Annotated in this window: 12 protein-coding genes; 3 read left to right on the top strand and 9 right to left on the bottom strand. The window is 43.0% G+C overall.

Annotated features, from left to right (window positions below; translation table 11 throughout):
* Nucleotides 1–114: 114 nt before the first annotated feature.
* The 3 genes from QL919_RS08675 to QL919_RS08665 all read right to left on the bottom strand — a co-directional run bounded on the left by QL919_RS08675 (nt 115) and on the right by QL919_RS08665 (nt 6831).
* Nucleotides 115–1170 (bottom strand): WG repeat-containing protein, encoded by a 1056-nt coding sequence (locus QL919_RS08675; RefSeq protein ID WP_290189153.1) that lies wholly within the window; start codon nt 1168–1170, stop codon nt 115–117.
* Between the two features lie 54 nt (nt 1171–1224).
* Nucleotides 1225–5175 carry an AAA family ATPase gene (locus QL919_RS08670; RefSeq protein WP_290189152.1) on the bottom strand — a complete coding sequence of 1317 codons (3951 nt, stop codon included), beginning with the start codon at nt 5173–5175 and terminating at the stop codon, nt 1225–1227.
* Between the two features lie 75 nt (nt 5176–5250).
* The gene (locus QL919_RS08665; protein WP_290189151.1) at nt 5251–6831 is read right to left on the bottom strand and encodes an exonuclease SbcCD subunit D C-terminal domain-containing protein; all 1581 of its coding nucleotides are present in this window, start codon (nt 6829–6831) and stop codon (nt 5251–5253) included.
* Between the two features lie 175 nt (nt 6832–7006).
* Between QL919_RS08665 and QL919_RS08660 the strand changes: the two genes are divergently transcribed.
* Nucleotides 7007–7531 (top strand): hypothetical protein, encoded by a 525-nt coding sequence (locus tag QL919_RS08660; RefSeq protein ID WP_290189150.1) that lies wholly within the window; start codon nt 7007–7009, stop codon nt 7529–7531.
* Nucleotides 7532–7628: 97 nt separating this feature from the next.
* On the opposite strand, the gene cysG is transcribed toward QL919_RS08660, so the two are convergent.
* Nucleotides 7629–9248 carry a siroheme synthase CysG gene (cysG, locus tag QL919_RS08655; protein WP_290189149.1) on the bottom strand — a complete coding sequence of 540 codons (1620 nt, stop codon included), beginning with the start codon at nt 9246–9248 and terminating at the stop codon, nt 7629–7631.
* Between the two features lie 256 nt (nt 9249–9504).
* A complete protein-coding gene (locus tag QL919_RS08650) occupies nt 9505–10455 on the bottom strand; it encodes an acetyltransferase (protein WP_290189148.1) in 951 nt (316 codons plus the stop codon).
* Nucleotides 10456–10766: 311 nt separating this feature from the next.
* Here QL919_RS08650 and QL919_RS08645 point away from each other — a divergent pair, with 311 nt between their 5' ends.
* A complete protein-coding gene (locus QL919_RS08645; protein WP_290189160.1) occupies nt 10767–11474 on the top strand; it encodes an SDR family oxidoreductase in 708 nt (235 codons plus the stop codon).
* Nucleotides 11475–11574: 100 nt separating this feature from the next.
* Here QL919_RS08645 and QL919_RS08640 read toward each other — a convergent pair whose 3' ends face one another.
* Genes QL919_RS08640 through QL919_RS08630 form a run of 3 tightly spaced genes read right to left on the bottom strand, consistent with a single transcriptional unit; the run spans nt 11575 to nt 14533 of the window.
* Nucleotides 11575–12213 (bottom strand): phosphoadenosine phosphosulfate reductase family protein, encoded by a 639-nt coding sequence (locus QL919_RS08640; RefSeq protein WP_101205909.1) that lies wholly within the window; start codon nt 12211–12213, stop codon nt 11575–11577.
* Nucleotides 12214–12264: 51 nt separating this feature from the next.
* Nucleotides 12265–12855: a DUF934 domain-containing protein gene (locus QL919_RS08635; protein ID WP_290189147.1), complete on the bottom strand. Its 591-nt coding sequence runs from the start codon at nt 12853–12855 to the stop codon at nt 12265–12267.
* Nucleotides 12848–14533, bottom strand: a complete 1686-nt coding sequence (locus tag QL919_RS08630) for a nitrite/sulfite reductase (RefSeq protein ID WP_290189146.1) — start codon at nt 14531–14533, stop codon at nt 12848–12850. The genes QL919_RS08635 and QL919_RS08630 overlap by 8 nt, the downstream gene beginning before the upstream one ends.
* A gap of 250 nt (nt 14534–14783) precedes the next feature.
* On the opposite strand from QL919_RS08630, the gene sat reads away from it, so the two are divergent.
* Nucleotides 14784–16037 (top strand): sulfate adenylyltransferase, encoded by a 1254-nt coding sequence (gene sat, locus QL919_RS08625; protein WP_290189145.1) that lies wholly within the window; start codon nt 14784–14786, stop codon nt 16035–16037.
* A gap of 114 nt (nt 16038–16151) precedes the next feature.
* Here the strand turns inward: sat and QL919_RS08620 are convergent, their stop codons facing one another.
* Nucleotides 16152–17273, bottom strand: coding sequence for a Fic family protein (locus tag QL919_RS08620; protein ID WP_290189144.1), 1122 nt, complete (start codon nt 17271–17273; stop codon nt 16152–16154).
* Nucleotides 17274–17532 lie beyond the last annotated feature (259 nt).

Here is a 17532-nt window from a genome sequence, read left to right as displayed (position 1 = left end):
GCAGATGTTTTTAAAATAAAACCCCACCGTTATTAATTAGCGGTGGGGTTTTTTTATTGTGTAGGGCATATACTTATTAAAATCAAAAAACAGTAAAGCTGATAAAGTAAACGCTTAGTCCAATTCAAGCAATGTACTTAAACGTATCATCTCGCCATTTTTTTCAAGCCAGACTTTATCCGCATCATCACGATAGCTATCAAACCGTGGCTTTAGTACGACATTGCCTTTATCGTTCATCACACCAATCTTGCCAGCCGGATTATAAGTATAAAGTTGGTGATATAACAGTTTTCTAATAGCTGTATCTGATGCGAGAATTAACTTACCATTGGCATCAATAATTTGGGCGCTCTCGATATCGTCTTGAATATCTTCGCTCATGCCAGTAGCTGTGCTACCAGTGACTAAAGTACTGCGCAGAAATAACGGCACATCGCCATAACTGTTAAACAACTCAATATGTTGGTTGGCTGCTAGTGGAATGATGACATCATTATTTTGGTCAATAAGCGCGGTCTTTTTTTGCAGGCTTACCTGTAAATATAAAGGCTCGCCAGTACAAGCGTTCAGCGGATTGATTGCATCATACTGCGGCATTACTGCCCAGTAACCTCTGTCATCGAGCAGTCCTGTTAGCCCTTCGTCATCAGTGACTGTAAAGAAATCTTGGTCATAATCAGGGTCGTATTGCGCGTGCTGGATATGCACATCTGCTAATGGATAAATCCAGTCACCTTGACGATTGATGATGCCTTGTTTAGTGGCATTGCTGGCATCGTCTGAGGTGTGAATGCTGACGATAAAGCTGGTCGCAATATCAGGCTCCGTTTGAATCTCATCATACTTAAAAGGCACGATAATCTTGCCAGCGGCATTGACGACACCATATTTCCCATGCTGTTTGGCAAGCATATAAGCGTCCATCAATATATAAGCATCGGTGAGATTGCCTATGATGACATTACCATTTAGGTCATGTAGTTGCTGCGACCCGTCGGTTTGCTCGACCAACTTGCCAGCAAAAGACTTATTGTTTTCGATACGCTCAAAATAGCTATTGGGGAGGTAGCCGGCACAATTGATGGTAGCGTGGGCAGGGTTGATAGCACTAACTGCACCAACAGACAAAATAGATATCGATGTTAAGAGCGCTAATTTGTTAGTCATCGCTATTTCCTCATTATCATACCTTTTATTAACGGCATTAACGACTGTCTTAATTTACGAGGCTTTTTCGTCGGTAGCATTGGTAACTCGGCGACAGCCTTGACCACTAATTTGGCTAAAGCCGCCCGAGAGTTTTTCAACCTTGATTTGGGTTAGGATACGATCTTTTAACGCCTGTACGTGCGAGATAATACCAATAAGTTTACCTTCTTGCTGCAAGTTGGTTAAGGTGTCGAGCGCAATATCAAGTGACTCTTCATCAAGTGTGCCAAAGCCTTCATCCAAAAATAGCGAGTCGACGCGAATGTTGTGACTGGCCATTTGCGATAGCCCAAGTGCCAGTGCCAAACTGATAATAAAACCTTCGCCGCCAGAGAGGTTTTTGGTACTGCGAATATCACCGCCTTGATAATTGTCAATAACATTGAGCTCAAGTGGATTACTGTCATCATGAATGAGCAGATAGCGGTCACTCATTTTTTGTAATTGCGTATTGGCATGGCTGATCATGACCTCAAACGTTAAGCCTTGAGCAAAGGTACGATACTTCTTGCCATCAGCTGAACCAATTAACGTATGTAGCTGCTGCCAAACTTGTAGTTTCTGTTTTTGCTCATTGATAGCCATCAGCTGTGCTGCTTGTTCACCTTTACGGTCGTCATTATCCTTGAGCTTTTGGTCAATCGCACCGATTTTTTGACTTAACTCGTCGATATCCGTTTGTATTTGCTGATGCTGGCTTGCAAGCGTTTCTTGGCTTTCATCTGTCATGGGGTTGGCAAGTTTTTGTTCTAACGCTTGCTGAGTGCTGTCCAACTGCAACTTAGCTTGATGCAATGCATTATTAACCTCTAATTTACGTTTATGTAGTGCTTCGCGCTCTTCTTTAGGTAGGCGGGCACTCAAAAAAGCAGCTTCATTGACGAACTGTGACTCTGCGAGTAAATCAGAAAAGGCGCTTTGCTGCGTGTTCAATGTGGTAGTCGCCGACTGAAGCTCTGTATCTAGCTGTTTCTCTCTAAGTGTCAATTGCTCTAGAGCCTGCTGTATGGTATCTAACTGCCTTTGTGCGACTACTTGCTTGGTTTTAGCTGCATCAACCGCACTGCGTAATTGAGTCTCTTCATTGTCTGTATTTTTATCTGCAAAAATATCTTTTCTATCGTGCTTTAATTTCTCGATAGCCTTGGTCTTATGAGCAATTAGACTCTCTAGTTCTTTGAGCGCTGTGTCATCATTGCTCAGCTGTGCTTGCTTGGTTTCAATCTGTGCAGTCAAACTGCTTAAGGTATTGGTTAGCTGCTGCTGACGGTCTTTCTGCTCATTAAATTGTCGCTTTAACTGGTTTAAAGCGCTGCGCTGTTGACGTAGTTTTTCAATATGACGGTCATAATCTACGCTGCCTATTACCGTTTGCTCATCAAAACTATGACGCAGCTGCATAAGTGCGTCAGATAAGCCTGCCGCATTGAGCGCTGTAGTTAAGTGCTCTTTATATTTATCTGTTGGGTATTTATGCGTTAGAGATGAAACGGTAGTCATCAGGGGCGCTAGCTCTGAGAAATTAGCGGTGATCTTATCTTTTATTCCATCAATTTTTTGTGAGTTAAGCTTGATGTCAGTTGTTAGATTATTAATATCGCGACTAACTGCCTGTTGCTGTTTTTCATCGGTTTCGATGGCAGTACTGAGCTTTGCCGCACTTTCAGTTAGGCTGTCATATTCGACCACTATAATTTTAAGAGACTGTTTATGTTCAGTCAGATCATGTTTGGCGGTGTCTAATAAGGATAAGCTATGATCTATATTCGTGATGATCGTATTAATATCATCGTTTATCTGAGTAAGAGTATTGATAATTGCTGCGATTGTTTCAGAGTAATTATTTTTAGACTCAAATAGTGACGATAGGTAAGACTGGATATCACCATGTAATATTTCGGATTTCTGCTGTAAGGGCGTTAGTTGTTGCTCTTGGTTGTTAAGCGTCTCCTTCTTTGTGGCATATTCAATATTATATGTTGATAAAGCCTGCTCAAGGTTATCAATAGCGGTTTCTAGTTCAGCTATTTTCTGCTGAGTTTGTTGCGTCTTAGTCTGTTTTATTGTGGACGACTGTTTTTGCTCGACATTATCATCGATATTATTACTATCTAATAATGGATGATGTTTGCTATAAGGATGCTCATGCGCACCGCAAAGTGGGCAGGGCAATCCATCTTCTAGTTCTGCTATGTAGTCTTCAAGCTTAGCGACCTTTTGTAGTAAACTCAGATGCTCTTGCTTTTCTTGGCGTTTAAGTTTGGCGTTTTGAATATTTGATTGATGACCAGCAATCATTCCTACTAAGGTCGTTAATTCCTCGTTTAGCGTCGGTAGCGAGAGGTTGATTTTTTTGATTTGGCGAGCAAGTTCAGACAGCTGCTGTAACTTAAAGCTTGCTTGCGCAATATGAGTGTTGATCTGATCGATTTGCTCTTGCTCGCCGCGCATACTAGCGAGAGATTGTTTTTCGATGAGTGCGTCTTGCTGCTGTTGTACGCTGACCAATTGCTCGCGTTTTTGCTTAATTAACAATTCATCTGCTTCTTGTTGCTTAGATAGCTTATCGAAATGACCTTGTAGCTGACTGGCTTGATTATCATGCGCAAGCTTATTCGTCGTTAAGTTAACATTATCTTCTAGCAGCGCCTTTAATCGGGTACAGCTGCTATCAAAGGTCGCCATATCTGTATCGAGGTCGTTTAGCTCTTGGTAATCGCTAAAATACTTTTCTATACTACTAAGTTGAGCCTTAGTCTCTTGCTCTGTTTGTCCATGGCTGGCTATTTCTTGGCGTAATCGTTGCGTATTATTGACTAATACGTCTTTACGTTGCTTATCGTCTGCCAAAGAATGGGAGTGCTGTTTTATCTCAGCATCCAACTCGCGTGTCTTTGCAATGATGGGCAGAGTGGCTTGCAGACTGTCTGTAGCTTGTTGTTCAATGATATTAATACTGTTTAAATGGGTCGTGGCTTGTGCAAGCGCTTCTTGCTGAGATGGAATCTTACTGAGCAAATCTTGTTGTTCAGTGTCCAACCGCTTGACCAACTCTCGGCTATAGCTCAGCTCTCGAAATTGGCTGTCAATCTCTAGGGCTTTATTAGCAACATCTAAGCGCTGCGCTTCTGGAGTAAAGGCTTGCTGAGCCTGCTGAGCTGCTGCAAAATCGGTCTGATAGGTCGATAGATTTCGCTGTAGCTGTTCAACACTATCCAGCCATTGCAGTTGCTCACTCAGTGTTTTGAATGTTTGCCGTTGTGTGCTTTGCTGTTGATTAAGAGTCTCGAACTCTGCTGCCAGTAGCTTTTCATCTTCAAGACTTAATAATGATAAGCTATCAACGCCCGCTTGTAGCTTACCCAGCACTTCTTCCTCAAAGCGTTTCTTTTCATGGACGTTTAACGATATTTTGGCATAGATAGCAGTGCCCGTTATTTTCTCTAAAATCGCTGCTCTATCGCCAATATCAGACTTTAAAAACGCGGCAAAACTGCCCTGTGCTAGCATGATAGAGCGGGTAAATTGATTAAAATCCATGCCAATTAGGTCTTGAATATAGGCGGATGTCTTAGATTTCTTCTCTTCTAAAATCTTGCCAGTTTTGACCTCACTAATCTCATGCTTAATCGGTAATAAGTTGCCCTTGGCTTTTTTGTGGGCGCGATGCTGGTACCAGTAGCATTGATAGCGTTTGGAATCTATCTCGATGATGACTTCTGCCGAGCATTCCCCCGTACCTTGGGTCATGATTTCGTTCGTTGAGCCGGTAATATCACCCAATCTTGGCGTTTGACTATATAGTGCTAAGCAAATCGCATCCAAGATGGTGGTCTTGCCCGCGCCCGTCTGCCCAGTAATGGCAAAAATGCCTTCATTTAAAAAAGCCGGATCACTAAAATCAATGTGCCATTCGCCTTTTAGGGAGTTTAAGTTTTTAAGTCGTAGTTCAATCAGTCGCATGGGTAGGTCTTATTTTTATATAGAACAGTTATGAAGATAATAGTGGTAAGAAGTTAGCATCTAAATGCGCTGCTATTATTCGGCCTGAGTATCTTCATGACGCAGGTTATAAACAATTTGATCATAGGCGTCACGTAAGGATGATTTTTGCTCATCAGGAATATTGTGAGCAATTAAGCAGCGCTCAAATACTTCTTCCTCATTTAAATCTTGTAGGGTCTCAGAGATTTGCTGTTGGTTCAAAACTTTATTATAGGTGCGCGTGTTTTTAATTTTTAATACTTCACACGGCAAACCATCTACCATCGCCTGAATATGCTCACGCAACTCACTGACCACGTCATCACCCGTATAAATAATTTCAAGCCAAACAGATTCTGTTGCATCAAGAGCTTGAATGGTTTTATCGATAGTCTTATTAATAGACTCCAGATCACCTGAGATTTGCGCCAATTTTTGGAATGTTGGAATGGGTAGGGAAACCACTTGCATCTGACGTGACTCATCATCATGCAGCAGTTGATATGCTAACTTAGCACCTGTTTGAGTTAAACCTTCTTCAACCGTGCTTTCTTCCTTTACATCACTCTCTTTGCCCTCTACTGATTCTACTGAGTCATCAAAGTCAAACAAGTCATCTATAAAACCAGTTGACCGACTTGCTACTTTTTTAGCGGCTTTTTCTACCGACTTTTCAATCTTGGTCACTGTATTGGCAAGTTGAAAAGTAATACTTTCAGCGAAACTATTTGAGGTTAATTTTTGATCGCTAAAATAATTTTCTACTGCGCCAAACTGTACTAGCAATACTTGCTTTTGTTGCTTAGCCTCACCAAAGCCCATGGCGATAGGCGAGCCTGAATAGCGAATGCTCTCACGACCACCGACACGCTGCGGGACATGCAAATGCCCAAGTGCGACATAGTCAAACCCTTCATCAAACATATCAGCGGAGATCTTGCCGAGGGAGCCGACATAAAGTTCACGCACACCATCATCTTCAGTAGTCGTACCACCTGCTGCGAATAGATGCCCTGTGGCGATGATAGGAATGTGACGCTGGTTTGCTTCGGCTAACTCAGTTTGCTTCGCTTTGGCAATGCTAGCCACTTCATCATAATGAGCGCGAATGCCTTTGATAACGTTGGCATCTTTACTATCTGCGGACTCGCCAGCGCTGCTACTGCGTACATCTCTATCACGCAGATAAGGGACTGCGGCGATGATGCAATGTGGTGTGCCGTCAGCATCGTCTAACACCAAGACCTCATCGTTTAAGTCTTCACAAGCGGTGCCAATGACATGCACATTTAAAAACTTAAGCACGTTACTCGGTGCATCCAAAAAAGTAGGGGAGTCATGATTGCCCGCGACGATGACGATATGCTGGCAGCAAGATCTAGATACGCGCCCTAAAAACTCATAATATAGCGCTTGTGCTCTGTTACTCGGCGTCATGGTGTCAAAAATATCACCGGCGACGATAAGGACATCGACTTTTTGCGCGCTAATGGTGTCGTATAACCAGTCAAGAAAGGCCTCAAATTCTTCATAACGCATACGGCCGTACAGCCTGCGCCCCAAATGCCAATCTGAGGTGTGTAAGATGTTTAAAGGTTTAGCAGGCATGAATTTGGTATCGGCAGGTGTGGACATAGTTGCGCTTAATAATGGATAAGAGACAGCGATTATTCTAGCAAGAATTGGTGGGGTTTGCTCTGACTTAAAAAGTTAGTTTATTAGTGACCAAATAAATCAACTTTGTTTCCTATTTTAGAATACAATAGTTTGGTTGTAAAAAATGATATTGTCAATTTAAAAAGGAATTAGTATGTTTGAATATATCAAATCCTCAAGAATAAGAGTCTCAAGTGCTATGCTGGCTAGTGTAGCAGTGCTGTTTTCCACAACCGCTATAGCAGATAATAACTCAAAAACAAGATATGGTATTACCGTTACGAACTGCAATTTTGATCATGATGATGAAGATTTTTGTGCTGATGGACGTATGGAAACCTTCGCAAACGTAATGAAGGCTCGAAAAGCAAACTTCGCAAATGATAGACTACTTTATATTTATAAGCCAGAAGGTAGTAATGTCTATCAAATGGTCAGTGTAGACAAAAACAAAAAAACAGTAACGCCATTTTATTGGAGTTTTGGTGAGGCAACTCAATCCGTCAATGCTAAAGGCGAAAAGATAGAATTTGATTTTGATAAAGCGTCTAATGAGTTTTGTTTTAAGGGTAATATATATGCTTATCGCAACGCATACGATTATGACCCTAAGTACCATCCAGAGTTCTGTTTTGACTATGATAGAAGCAAAAATGCCTTTGGTTGGTTTAAGCAATAGTTTTATTAATCAGCATCAAGGTTATCCGGTAAAAATTAAAATAAAAAAAGCCAAGCTAATAATTCTTAGCTTGGCTTTTTAAAATATGCAGATCGCACTAGCCAATAACCAAATGCTCTAAACTATCTTCTTTTGACTCAGAAAGAGTAGTAATCATTGATAACGCATGAGCTTGTTGATTAACAGCTTTACCCTTTGGTGTTGTTGCTGTCCCGCCACGCAGCCAATTACTTTCAGTATTAGCTAGACTTTGCTCATGCTGCTGCAGATGTAGATTGTACCAAGCCAAGTCATGATGCAATGCAACTACGTCTCCCATAATTAATAAAGCTGGCGTGGGCAGTTGGTTCTGCTCTTGCTGAGCAACAATAGTCTCAAGCGTACCAGTTAATACTTGCTGATTGGGCATACTGGCGTTAGAGACGATAGCAATTGGGGTGTCGCTACTGCGCCCTGCGTCAATTAAACCTTCAGTCAAACGCGCTAGCGAATGCAAACCCATATAAAACACGACGGTCTCATCGGTATTTAAAAAGCTTTTAAAATTACTGTTGGGTGCGCCAGCCTTCAAAAATCCAGTGACGAAACGTACTGATTGTGAGTGGTCACGGTGAGTCAGCGGAATTCCTGCATAGCTTGCAGCAGCATTAGCAGCAGTGATACCAGGTACTACTTGATAAGGGACGCCATGCGCACGTAAGCTTTCAATCTCTTCACCACCACGTCCAAAGATGAAGGGATCGCCGCCTTTTAGACGAACGACGCGTCGACCTTCTTTCGCACTATTGACTAGCAGCTCATTGATACCAAGCTGCGCGACCGCATGGTTGCTGCGTTTTTTACCAACAAACACTTTATCGGCATCACGGCGGCATAAATCCAATACTTGCGGAGAAACTAACGCATCATAATAGACAATGTCGGCTTGCTGCATGAGGCGCAGCGCTTTAAAGGTAAGCAGCTCTGGATCACCAGGGCCTGCACCAACGATATAAACTTCGCCCATTGTATTTTTTACGGTTTGGGATTCTGTAGATGTATTGTCTACTGCATTTTCCGCACTGATAGCTGCTGCTGTATGATCCAAATCCGCTTGCAATTGGGCAGCAGCTTCCTTTTCATTACCCGCAAACATCAGCTGACTGACGTCACCTTCAAAGGCGCGCTCCCAAAACTGCCTACGTCCGGTAAGGGTTGGTATTTTGGTTTTGACTTCCGCGCGAAACTCACCAGCAAGTTTGGCCAGTTTGCCATAACCTTGCGGAATTAGAGTTTCAAGACGTGCACGCAGTAAACGTGCGAGTACCGGCGCTTTGCCATTAGAGGAGATACCAATCACAATGGGATTGCGATCGACAATGGCAGGAAATATAAAGTCGCATAAATGCGGAGTATCAACCACGTTTACTGGAATGTTGAGTTCGGTAGCATCAGCATGTATTTGATGATTCAGCCCTTCGTCATCAGTCGCGGCGATAATAACGCGCGCACCTGTCATGTAAGCTTTATTGTAGTTTTCATAAATAAGTGCATGCTTGGCTTTGTACTTAGTGTGGCTGAGCAAGGCTTGTATTTCAGCGCTGATACTAGGTGCAAGAATTGTGATACAAGCTCCAGCGCGACTGAGTAAGTCTGCTTTACGTAGCGCGACATCACCGCCACCAACGATCAATACTTTGCGGTCATCTAATTTAAAAAATAAGGGAAAGGTGTTCATAGCATCACCAATGATTCAATCAATATAAAATATGCCACCATTATGAGGTATCACGCGCTACGTCTCATGCAGTGAATTGGCATTAGCATATTCGTTTTTGTCATGATAGAGAGATGTTTTGATGATATGTGGAATAGCTGAGTCTTTAAAGTAGAGAGGAGAGAGGTGAAAAACCACAAGCTAATTCTTGAGCTTGTGGCTGTTATTTATATTAGATTTTTGCGTTTAAGGACTAGATTGAATAATATAAAACAACCTATTCAAATTCACTTAGCATCTTAGTAATACGAGCATCTTTTTGTTGCCAAATATCCTCTAACCAATCAAACATCATTTTTTTAGTAGCCTCGTCACGGTCATAACCGCCGTCCATGATGGCAGAAAACAATTCGTCCGGTATGGTTAAGCGAGTCACATCGACTCCCAAGCGGCGAATATTGCCCTTCCATAAATCATCATAGTCAGGCGCACCGTCTGGATAGACGATTGTGATATCTAAAATAGAATCCAATTCATTGCCTAACGCATTAAGCGCCAATGACAACCCGCCAGCGCGGGGTTTTAATAAATGCTGATAAGGGGATTTCTGCTGGTCATGTTTTTCTTTAGTAAAGCGCGTGCCTTCTAAGTAATTCAATAAGGCAAAAGGTTTGTTTTTTAATTGACGACAGGCACGCTTGGCCTCAATTAAGTTTTGTTTTTTAAGATCTGGATTCTTGGCCATCGCTTTGGCAGAAAAGCGCTTCATCATCGGAAAGTCTAAGAAATAAAAAGCTTGACCGATAACAGGAATGTAAATCAAATTAAACTTGGTAAAAAACCGCGTTAAAGGAAGCGTATCTTGGCTGATATATTGTACGATACTGGTATCAACCCACGATTGATGGTTACTTACCAGTAGATACTGCTTGTCTTCGCTCAAATCGTCGGGCAGGTTAATGCGCCAGTCTTTATGGGGTAGTGCGTGGTCAATCACGGCATTATTACTATTAATCCAGTACTTGGTAATCGCAATTAATGCATCATCAGCCGCTTTTGCTCCAGTCAATACTTTTGCCGCGCCTAAGCTCCAAATAGGCAGACCAACCATCGCACTGTTGGCCGTGAGGACGCCTGTACCGGTCAAAAAGGAGGCTGCTTTACCTACAGCTGGCAGCTTATCGTGCAGTTTTTCATAGAATGAATCGATTTTTTTTATAAAGGGCATAACAAATATCCATATTGATGAGCGCGAGTGCCTATAAGGATTGGGCAACTTCGTCCATGATTTGGCTTTAAAAAGTCAGCTTAATGACGTGTAGCCCACTAAGGCAAGCCATAGAATACCTCAATGTTAAACAATAAGACGTTAACGAAACGTTATTTCGGCTTATAAAAATACCCAACATAGCCTAACATTGAGTGTTAGATGACTATGTTAATCTAATCCACAGACAATTAGATAAGAAATTAAATTTACAATACATAAAATAGGGATAAGCACTATGAAATTACAAGACAGAGTAGCCATTATATTTGGTGGCACATCAAGGACTGGGCGAAGCGACTGCGAAAGCGTATGCTAACGAGGGTGCAAAAGTAGTCGTCACGGGGCGCGATGATGAAGACGGCAAGCGCATTGTCAATGACATGACAGATAAAGGTCAAGAAGCTATCTTTGTGCATGCTGACGTGACAAAGAAAGCAGAGATTCAAGCGGTGGTCGATAAAGCCTTAGAAACTTATGGTCAAATTGACATCTTGTATAATGGTGCCAGCATCCATGACGCTTATGATAATGCCGTCGAGTTAGAGGAAGATTTATATGACAAATTGATGGCTATTAATGTCAAAGCGCCATATCTTGCCTCAAAAGCGGTGATTCCGCACTTTATCAAGCAAGGGCATGGAGCCATTATTAATGTTGGCTCCCAAGCCACGCAAATGGCAGGCCCAGGCGGTTCCGCTTATGTGACCTCAAAGCATGCAGTGCTAGGATTTACCAAGCAGTTGGCATTTGATTTCGGTAGTCAAGGCGTCAAGGTGAATATTCTATCGCCAGGCTTTATCGAAACCCCAATGACGGACGGTATTGAGGATGAGCGTCTAAATCGCATACCAGCTAAACGTGCTGGCAAGCCTGAAGAAATTGCAGCGCTTGCTGTGTTTTTAGCATCCGATGACTCAAACTATATGCACGGCTCGAACGTCTTTATGGATGGAGGTTGGGTGCTGGGACGTAAATAACTCGCTAAAAAATCATAAGCTATCTAAATAAAAAAAAGCCCTTTTATTCTTTAAAAGGGCTTTTTACATTCAAACATGGTGATTTATTAAGTCAGCAATATTACAGCTGAGTATGCAAGCCACACTCACGGCTTTCTTCTACTTTCGTTGGATCAAAGTAGTCATGCTCGTTTGGCAAGTTGTGCTCATCTAAGTACACGTCTAGATCAGCATCTGTTTTTTCAAACAATGGCGCTACCTTTAGTACGCCGTCTTTTGATAAGCTAAGTACATCAAGCCCTTGACGGAATTCTGTTTGGTCTTTACGAATCGCGTTAAACCATACGTCAGGCTTTAGCTCAGCAAGGGCGCGGCGGAATGGCTCAAGTTTCACTTGTTCAGTGAACTCGCCATGTTGCGGGTTGTCAATGCCTGGGATGCCATTCATGGTGGCGTCACGATGGGCAGCGGTTTGTTTTGGAATATACGTCACGACGTTGAGATCAAGATCACGAATCAATTTGTTGGCAAACTGATAGGTCGCATCGGTGTTATAGCCTGAGTCTACCCACAATACCGTGATATCAGGACGCTGTTTGGCAACCAAGTGCAAAATTGCTGATTCATATGGACGGAAGTTGGTCGTGATGATTGGGTTTTTTGCTTGAGTCAGTGCCCACTCAACGATTTGCTCAGGTGACTTACCTTGCAGGTCTTGGTTGGCTTGGTCGATATCTAGGTTTGGGTGTAATTGGCTCATAATACATTCCTTAATAATAGTTACTATAAAAATGGGTCTTTAATATTGAGTTTAGGTTTTTGAGAACATCGGTAATGCTGAAGCGTCTCGACCATCATAGCTACTGGCTAGGGCAGTGAACGCTTGGCTAATATCAGATTTAGCATCATGCTCATTGAGTACAAAGCTAGTAGCACCAGCGCGCAGCAAATAAGCGATTTGATCACGACCAAACGCGCCTGCCATGCGAATATCACCTTCATAACCAAGCTGACGCAGGGTCTGTGCAAAACTAAAACCGCGACCATCCACAAAACTTGGGACATGAATGACGATCAAGTCTTGCGTCAATAAAAATTCTTTTACATCAGACAGATCATCAGCATCGGTGTTGGATGTGATCCACACACCCAATCGGCTGCTGTGCTGCTTGAGGATATCCAATACTTGCTCTAGCAAACCGTTTGCCAGTTTTCCATCAGCATTTAATAAATCTGCTAGTGGGACAAGTACATCAACTTTTTCTTGTTTGTGTAACAGCTCAAGTAAGGTCAGGTTTGATAACGCGATACCGTCAGGCAGCTGCGCTGTCGCTAGCGCTTGCCAAGTATCTTCGCCACTGATGTCTGCGCCATGGCTATCGAGCACATGATGATTAGCCATAGACCTTCTCCTTAAAGGGGGCGATACCAACGCGGTCAATCACGTCACCAAAACCCTCAACATCTTGTTCGTTAGTGCCGCGTATATCGAGATACACATCTAAAATGGTTTGTAGCGTGCTGGCCACATCATCCGCTGGCACCGCTTTTCCTAAGATTTTGCCCAATTTGGCGTCATTACTAGAGTTACCGCCAAGGCTAATCTGATACCAGTGCTCGCCTTTTTTGTCCACACCCAAGATACCGATATCACCTGTGTGATGGTGGGCGCAGGCATTCATGCAGCCTGACATGTTTAGGCGAATATCACCAAGATCATACAAGTAATCCAAATCATCAAACTGCTTTTCGATTTGCTCAGCGATATTGTGCGTAGTCGCATTGGCCAGTGAGCAATAATCCCAACCTGGGCAGACAATCATGTCGGTTAGGGTGTTGATATTGGCGCGTGCTAAATGCAAATCTGATAGCTGCTGCCACAATTCATAAAGCTCATTGGTTTGCACATCAGCGAATACCAGATTTTGCTGATACGTACCGCGCAACTCACCAAAGCTATAACGATCAGACAAATCGGCGAGGGCGTCCATTTGCGACTCACTGATATCACCTGAAGGCACGTACTTACCATTGACCAACCCTGCTTTTAACGAAATCACCACGGCGCGATAACCTGCAATTTTATGGGCGACCGTATTTTGGTTATACCAATTGGCAAAGTCTTTATCAGCGTTTAATTGCTGCTGCAAGTCCGACTGTACTTGGAGCGCATCAAAGCTTAGATAATCAGGTTCGGTAAAATAACTACTGGCTTTGTCAAAGTTGGCATCGGTTAGAGTTAATGAGCCATCTTTGGTGTGTGCTTCCCATTCAGCGTCGACCAGTTTAGCAAAGGCAGGACCGCCCATGCTCTCGACTAATATTTTGATACGCGCTTTGAATTTATTATCGCGGCGACCATGCAGATTATAGACGCGCAAAATCGCATCTAAATAGCTGAGTAAATGATGGCGTGGTAAAAATTTATTAATGGTTTTGCCAATCACTGGCGTACGTCCTAAGCCACCACCAACGATCACTTCAAAGCCAAGCTCGCCTTCTTCATTGGTTTTTAAATGCAGTCCGATATCATGCACCTGCGTCGCTGCCCGATCATTGGCGGTACCAATGACGGCAATCTTAAATTTGCGCGGTAAAAAGGCAAACTCAGGATGAAAGGTTGACCACTGGCGAATAATCTCACAATAAGGACGTGGATCGGCAATCTCTTCTTTATGAATACCGGCGTAAGGATCCGTTGTCGTATTACGGATACAGTTACCTGAGGTTTGGATGGCATGCATCTGTACCGATGCCAGCTCCGCCAAAATATCTGGCACTTCTTCAAGTTTTGGCCAGTTCAGCTGCATATTGGTACGGGTGGTCATGTGCCCATAGCCTTTATCATACTTACGGGTAATCTCAGCCAATTTGCGTAGCTGATAGCTGGCAAGCAAGCCGTAAGGAATGGCGATACGGAGCATAGGCGCATAACGCTGGATATAAAGACCGTTCTGCAAACGCAGCGGCAAAAATTGCTCTTCTGGCAGCTCGCCTGCCAAAAACCGTTCGGTTTGGTCGCGAAATTGGGCGACTCGTTCTTCTACCAAGGCTTGGTCAGCGTAGTTATATTGATACATGACGTAATCTCAATTTTTTAAACATAAAAGCAGCGACGAAAATGATTGGCGTGTGTAATCAATCTTATTGCCAGTCGCAAGGTAAACAATTCAGAGTCACATCATATAAGCTTGCGCCTGCAAACATAAATTCCTTTAAGACATATGTATATCCAAAGTCAGCATAAATTTTCATAACGAAAGTTAGGTAGCCTATGCTTATCAAATTTATCACGACTTATTTCATCACTACCTATAAAGGTTTCAAAAAATGACATCTACCACTGCTAACCAACAGCCATCAAAACTTGTTCCGCCACATGGCAGCAGCGATCTTAAACCGTTACTATTAAAGGGTGATACCCGCAACCAAGCATTGAAACTTGCCAGCAGCTTGCCGACGATTACTCTGAGCTCGCGTGAGCGTGGTGATTTGATTATGCTCGGTATTGGTGGCTTTACGCCGCTAAATGGCTTTATGAACCAAGCGGATTGGCAAGGGGTGGTTGATGATATGCGCCTGCAAAGTGGTGACAATGCTGGCTTGTTTTGGCCGATTCCCATCACGTTATCAGCGCCTAAAGCGACTGCCGATAACTTAAACCAAGGTGATAAAGTCGCGTTAGTGGCGCAAGATGGTGAGATTATGGGCATCTTGACGGTAGAAGAGACTTATATCATTGATAAAGAACATGAGTGTCAGCAAGTCTTTACCACTACTGACAGTGAACATCCAGGCGTGCAACAAGTACTCAGCCAAGGTGAAGTAAATATCGCAGGTAGTGTCGAAGTATTGAGCGAAGGCGAGTTCCCAACCTTATATCCGGAAATTTATAAAACCCCTACTGAAACGCGGGAAATACTGGATGCCAAAGGCTGGAAAACGGTTGCCGCTTTCCAAACGCGTAATCCAATGCATCGCTCACACGAATACCTTGCCAAGATTGCTATCGAGATTTGTGATGGAGTCTTGATTCATTCATTGCTCGGGGCATTGAAACCAGGCGATATCCCAGCCGAAGTTCGTCAAGAAGCCATCAAAACCTTGATCGACAACTACTTTAGACAAGATACCGTTATCCAAGCAGGCTATCCGTTGGATATGCGCTATGCTGGCCCACGTGAGGCATTATTACATGCGCTATTCCGTCAAAACTATGGCTGTAGCCATCTGATTGTCGGTCGTGACCATGCGGGTGTCGGCGATTACTACGGTGCGTTTGATGCGCAGACTATTTTTGAATATGTCGGTAAAGACGATTTGATTACTCAGCCATTAAAGATTGGCTGGACGTTTTGGTGTAATGCTTGTAATGCCATGGCCTCTGATAAGACATGCCCGCATGAAGCGTCTGAGCATGTCAAAGTATCAGGCACTAAGCTGCGTAAAGCACTATCAGAAGATCTCGATGTGCCAGAGAACTTTAGCCGTCCTGAAGTACTAGAGATTTTGCGCACCTATTATGCAGGTATCGCAAAAGAGGAGCGTGCTGAGGTGAAATTAGTCGGTGCGTCTGCGGTATAGGTTCGATTAGTTATAGCTAGCACATTTAAAAAATCCCCAGTTTAACGACTGGGGATTTTGCTTTTATATCTATTCTATATGAGTCTATGCTATCTATATGAGTCTGCGCTACAGTTACAGCGTTACCTCATAACTCGTACTACGTCCTGAAGCAGCAGACTTCTCTAACATGCCTTTTTCTACCAAATCATTAATATCTCTTAATGCGGTATCCGCTGAACACTTCGTCATCGTCGCCCACTTTTTGGTCGTGAGCTTGCCATAAAAGTCAGTCAGTAATATATTGAGCATCTTTACTTGCCTTGGGTTTAATGATTGCTGACGGTGGGTCTGCCAAAAGCTGGCTTTACTGATGATTTTATCCGTTGTTTTCTGTGCGGATAACAGTGCTTGCTCTAGCGTTTGTAAAAACCAAATCAACCATTCTGTAATATCTGAATCCCCTTTTTGAGTACGCTCTAGTATTTTGTAGTATTCATTACGCTGTTTAAGTATTTGAGCCGACATGCTGTAAAAGCGTTGCATGCTACCGTCACTCTGCGCCAGCATTCTTTCGGTTATTGCACGTGTTAAGCGGCCATTTCCATCATCAAAAGGATGCAGTGTGACAAACCACAAATGAGCGACACCTGCTTTGATAACAAGGTCTAAATTATCCTGTTCATTAGCTGGCGTATTGAGCCATGATAAGAAGCGCTCTAACTCTATGGGCAACCTATCTGCACTTGGCGCCACAAAATGAACCTGTTCACGTCCGTAACCACCAGACACCACTTGCATAGGTCCTTTACTGTCATCACGGATTGCTCCTTTTTTAATGCTATACATCCCACTATATCCTGTCGGAAACAAAGCGTTATGCCATCCCAGTAAGTCGTTTAGTGTCAGCGCTGTCTGATAACCATAAGTGGCCGCAAGCATCATCTCAACAATCGCATCAATTTCACGCGTGGCAGCAGGCATGTCATTAGTCTCTATGCCCAAATGCCGTGCGACAGAGGAGCGTACTTGCTCATCATTTAACGTCTCACCTTCGATCTCAGATGTTTTAACGACTTCAAGAGTGACCGCATCTAACTGTGCTTCAACGTTCAAATCAAACCCTAACGTTAATAATTTTCCAAGCAAATGTCCCTGCAATACCCGCACACGACTCACTAGTGGTAGCAATTGTTTATCCGACCAGCACCACTGTGTCCAGTCTGGTCTTTCATGGATATAAGTCACATGTTTCATCGTTATTCCTAAGTGATGCGGTCATTAAAAGCCTAATCTCTGCATATTATGCGGTGATTATAGGGGTTATTCAATGCATTTTGAGTATTCAGGTCATGCTAATACCTATCGCTCAAGACCAACCTCTTTATTTATCCTGATACAGTAATGATTTATCCTGAGCTCAAACATGTTTATTATTCATTAAAAAAGGTGCCAGATATTAGATCTGACACCTTTTTATTGCTTGTTTTCAATAAGCCATTACTAGACATAGAGC

Source organism: Psychrobacter sp. APC 3426, from assembly GCF_030408035.1.
Taxonomy (GTDB): domain Bacteria; phylum Pseudomonadota; class Gammaproteobacteria; order Pseudomonadales; family Moraxellaceae; genus Psychrobacter.
Note: the sequence above shows the minus strand (reverse complement) of the source record. Positions and strands in the feature narration are given on the sequence as shown.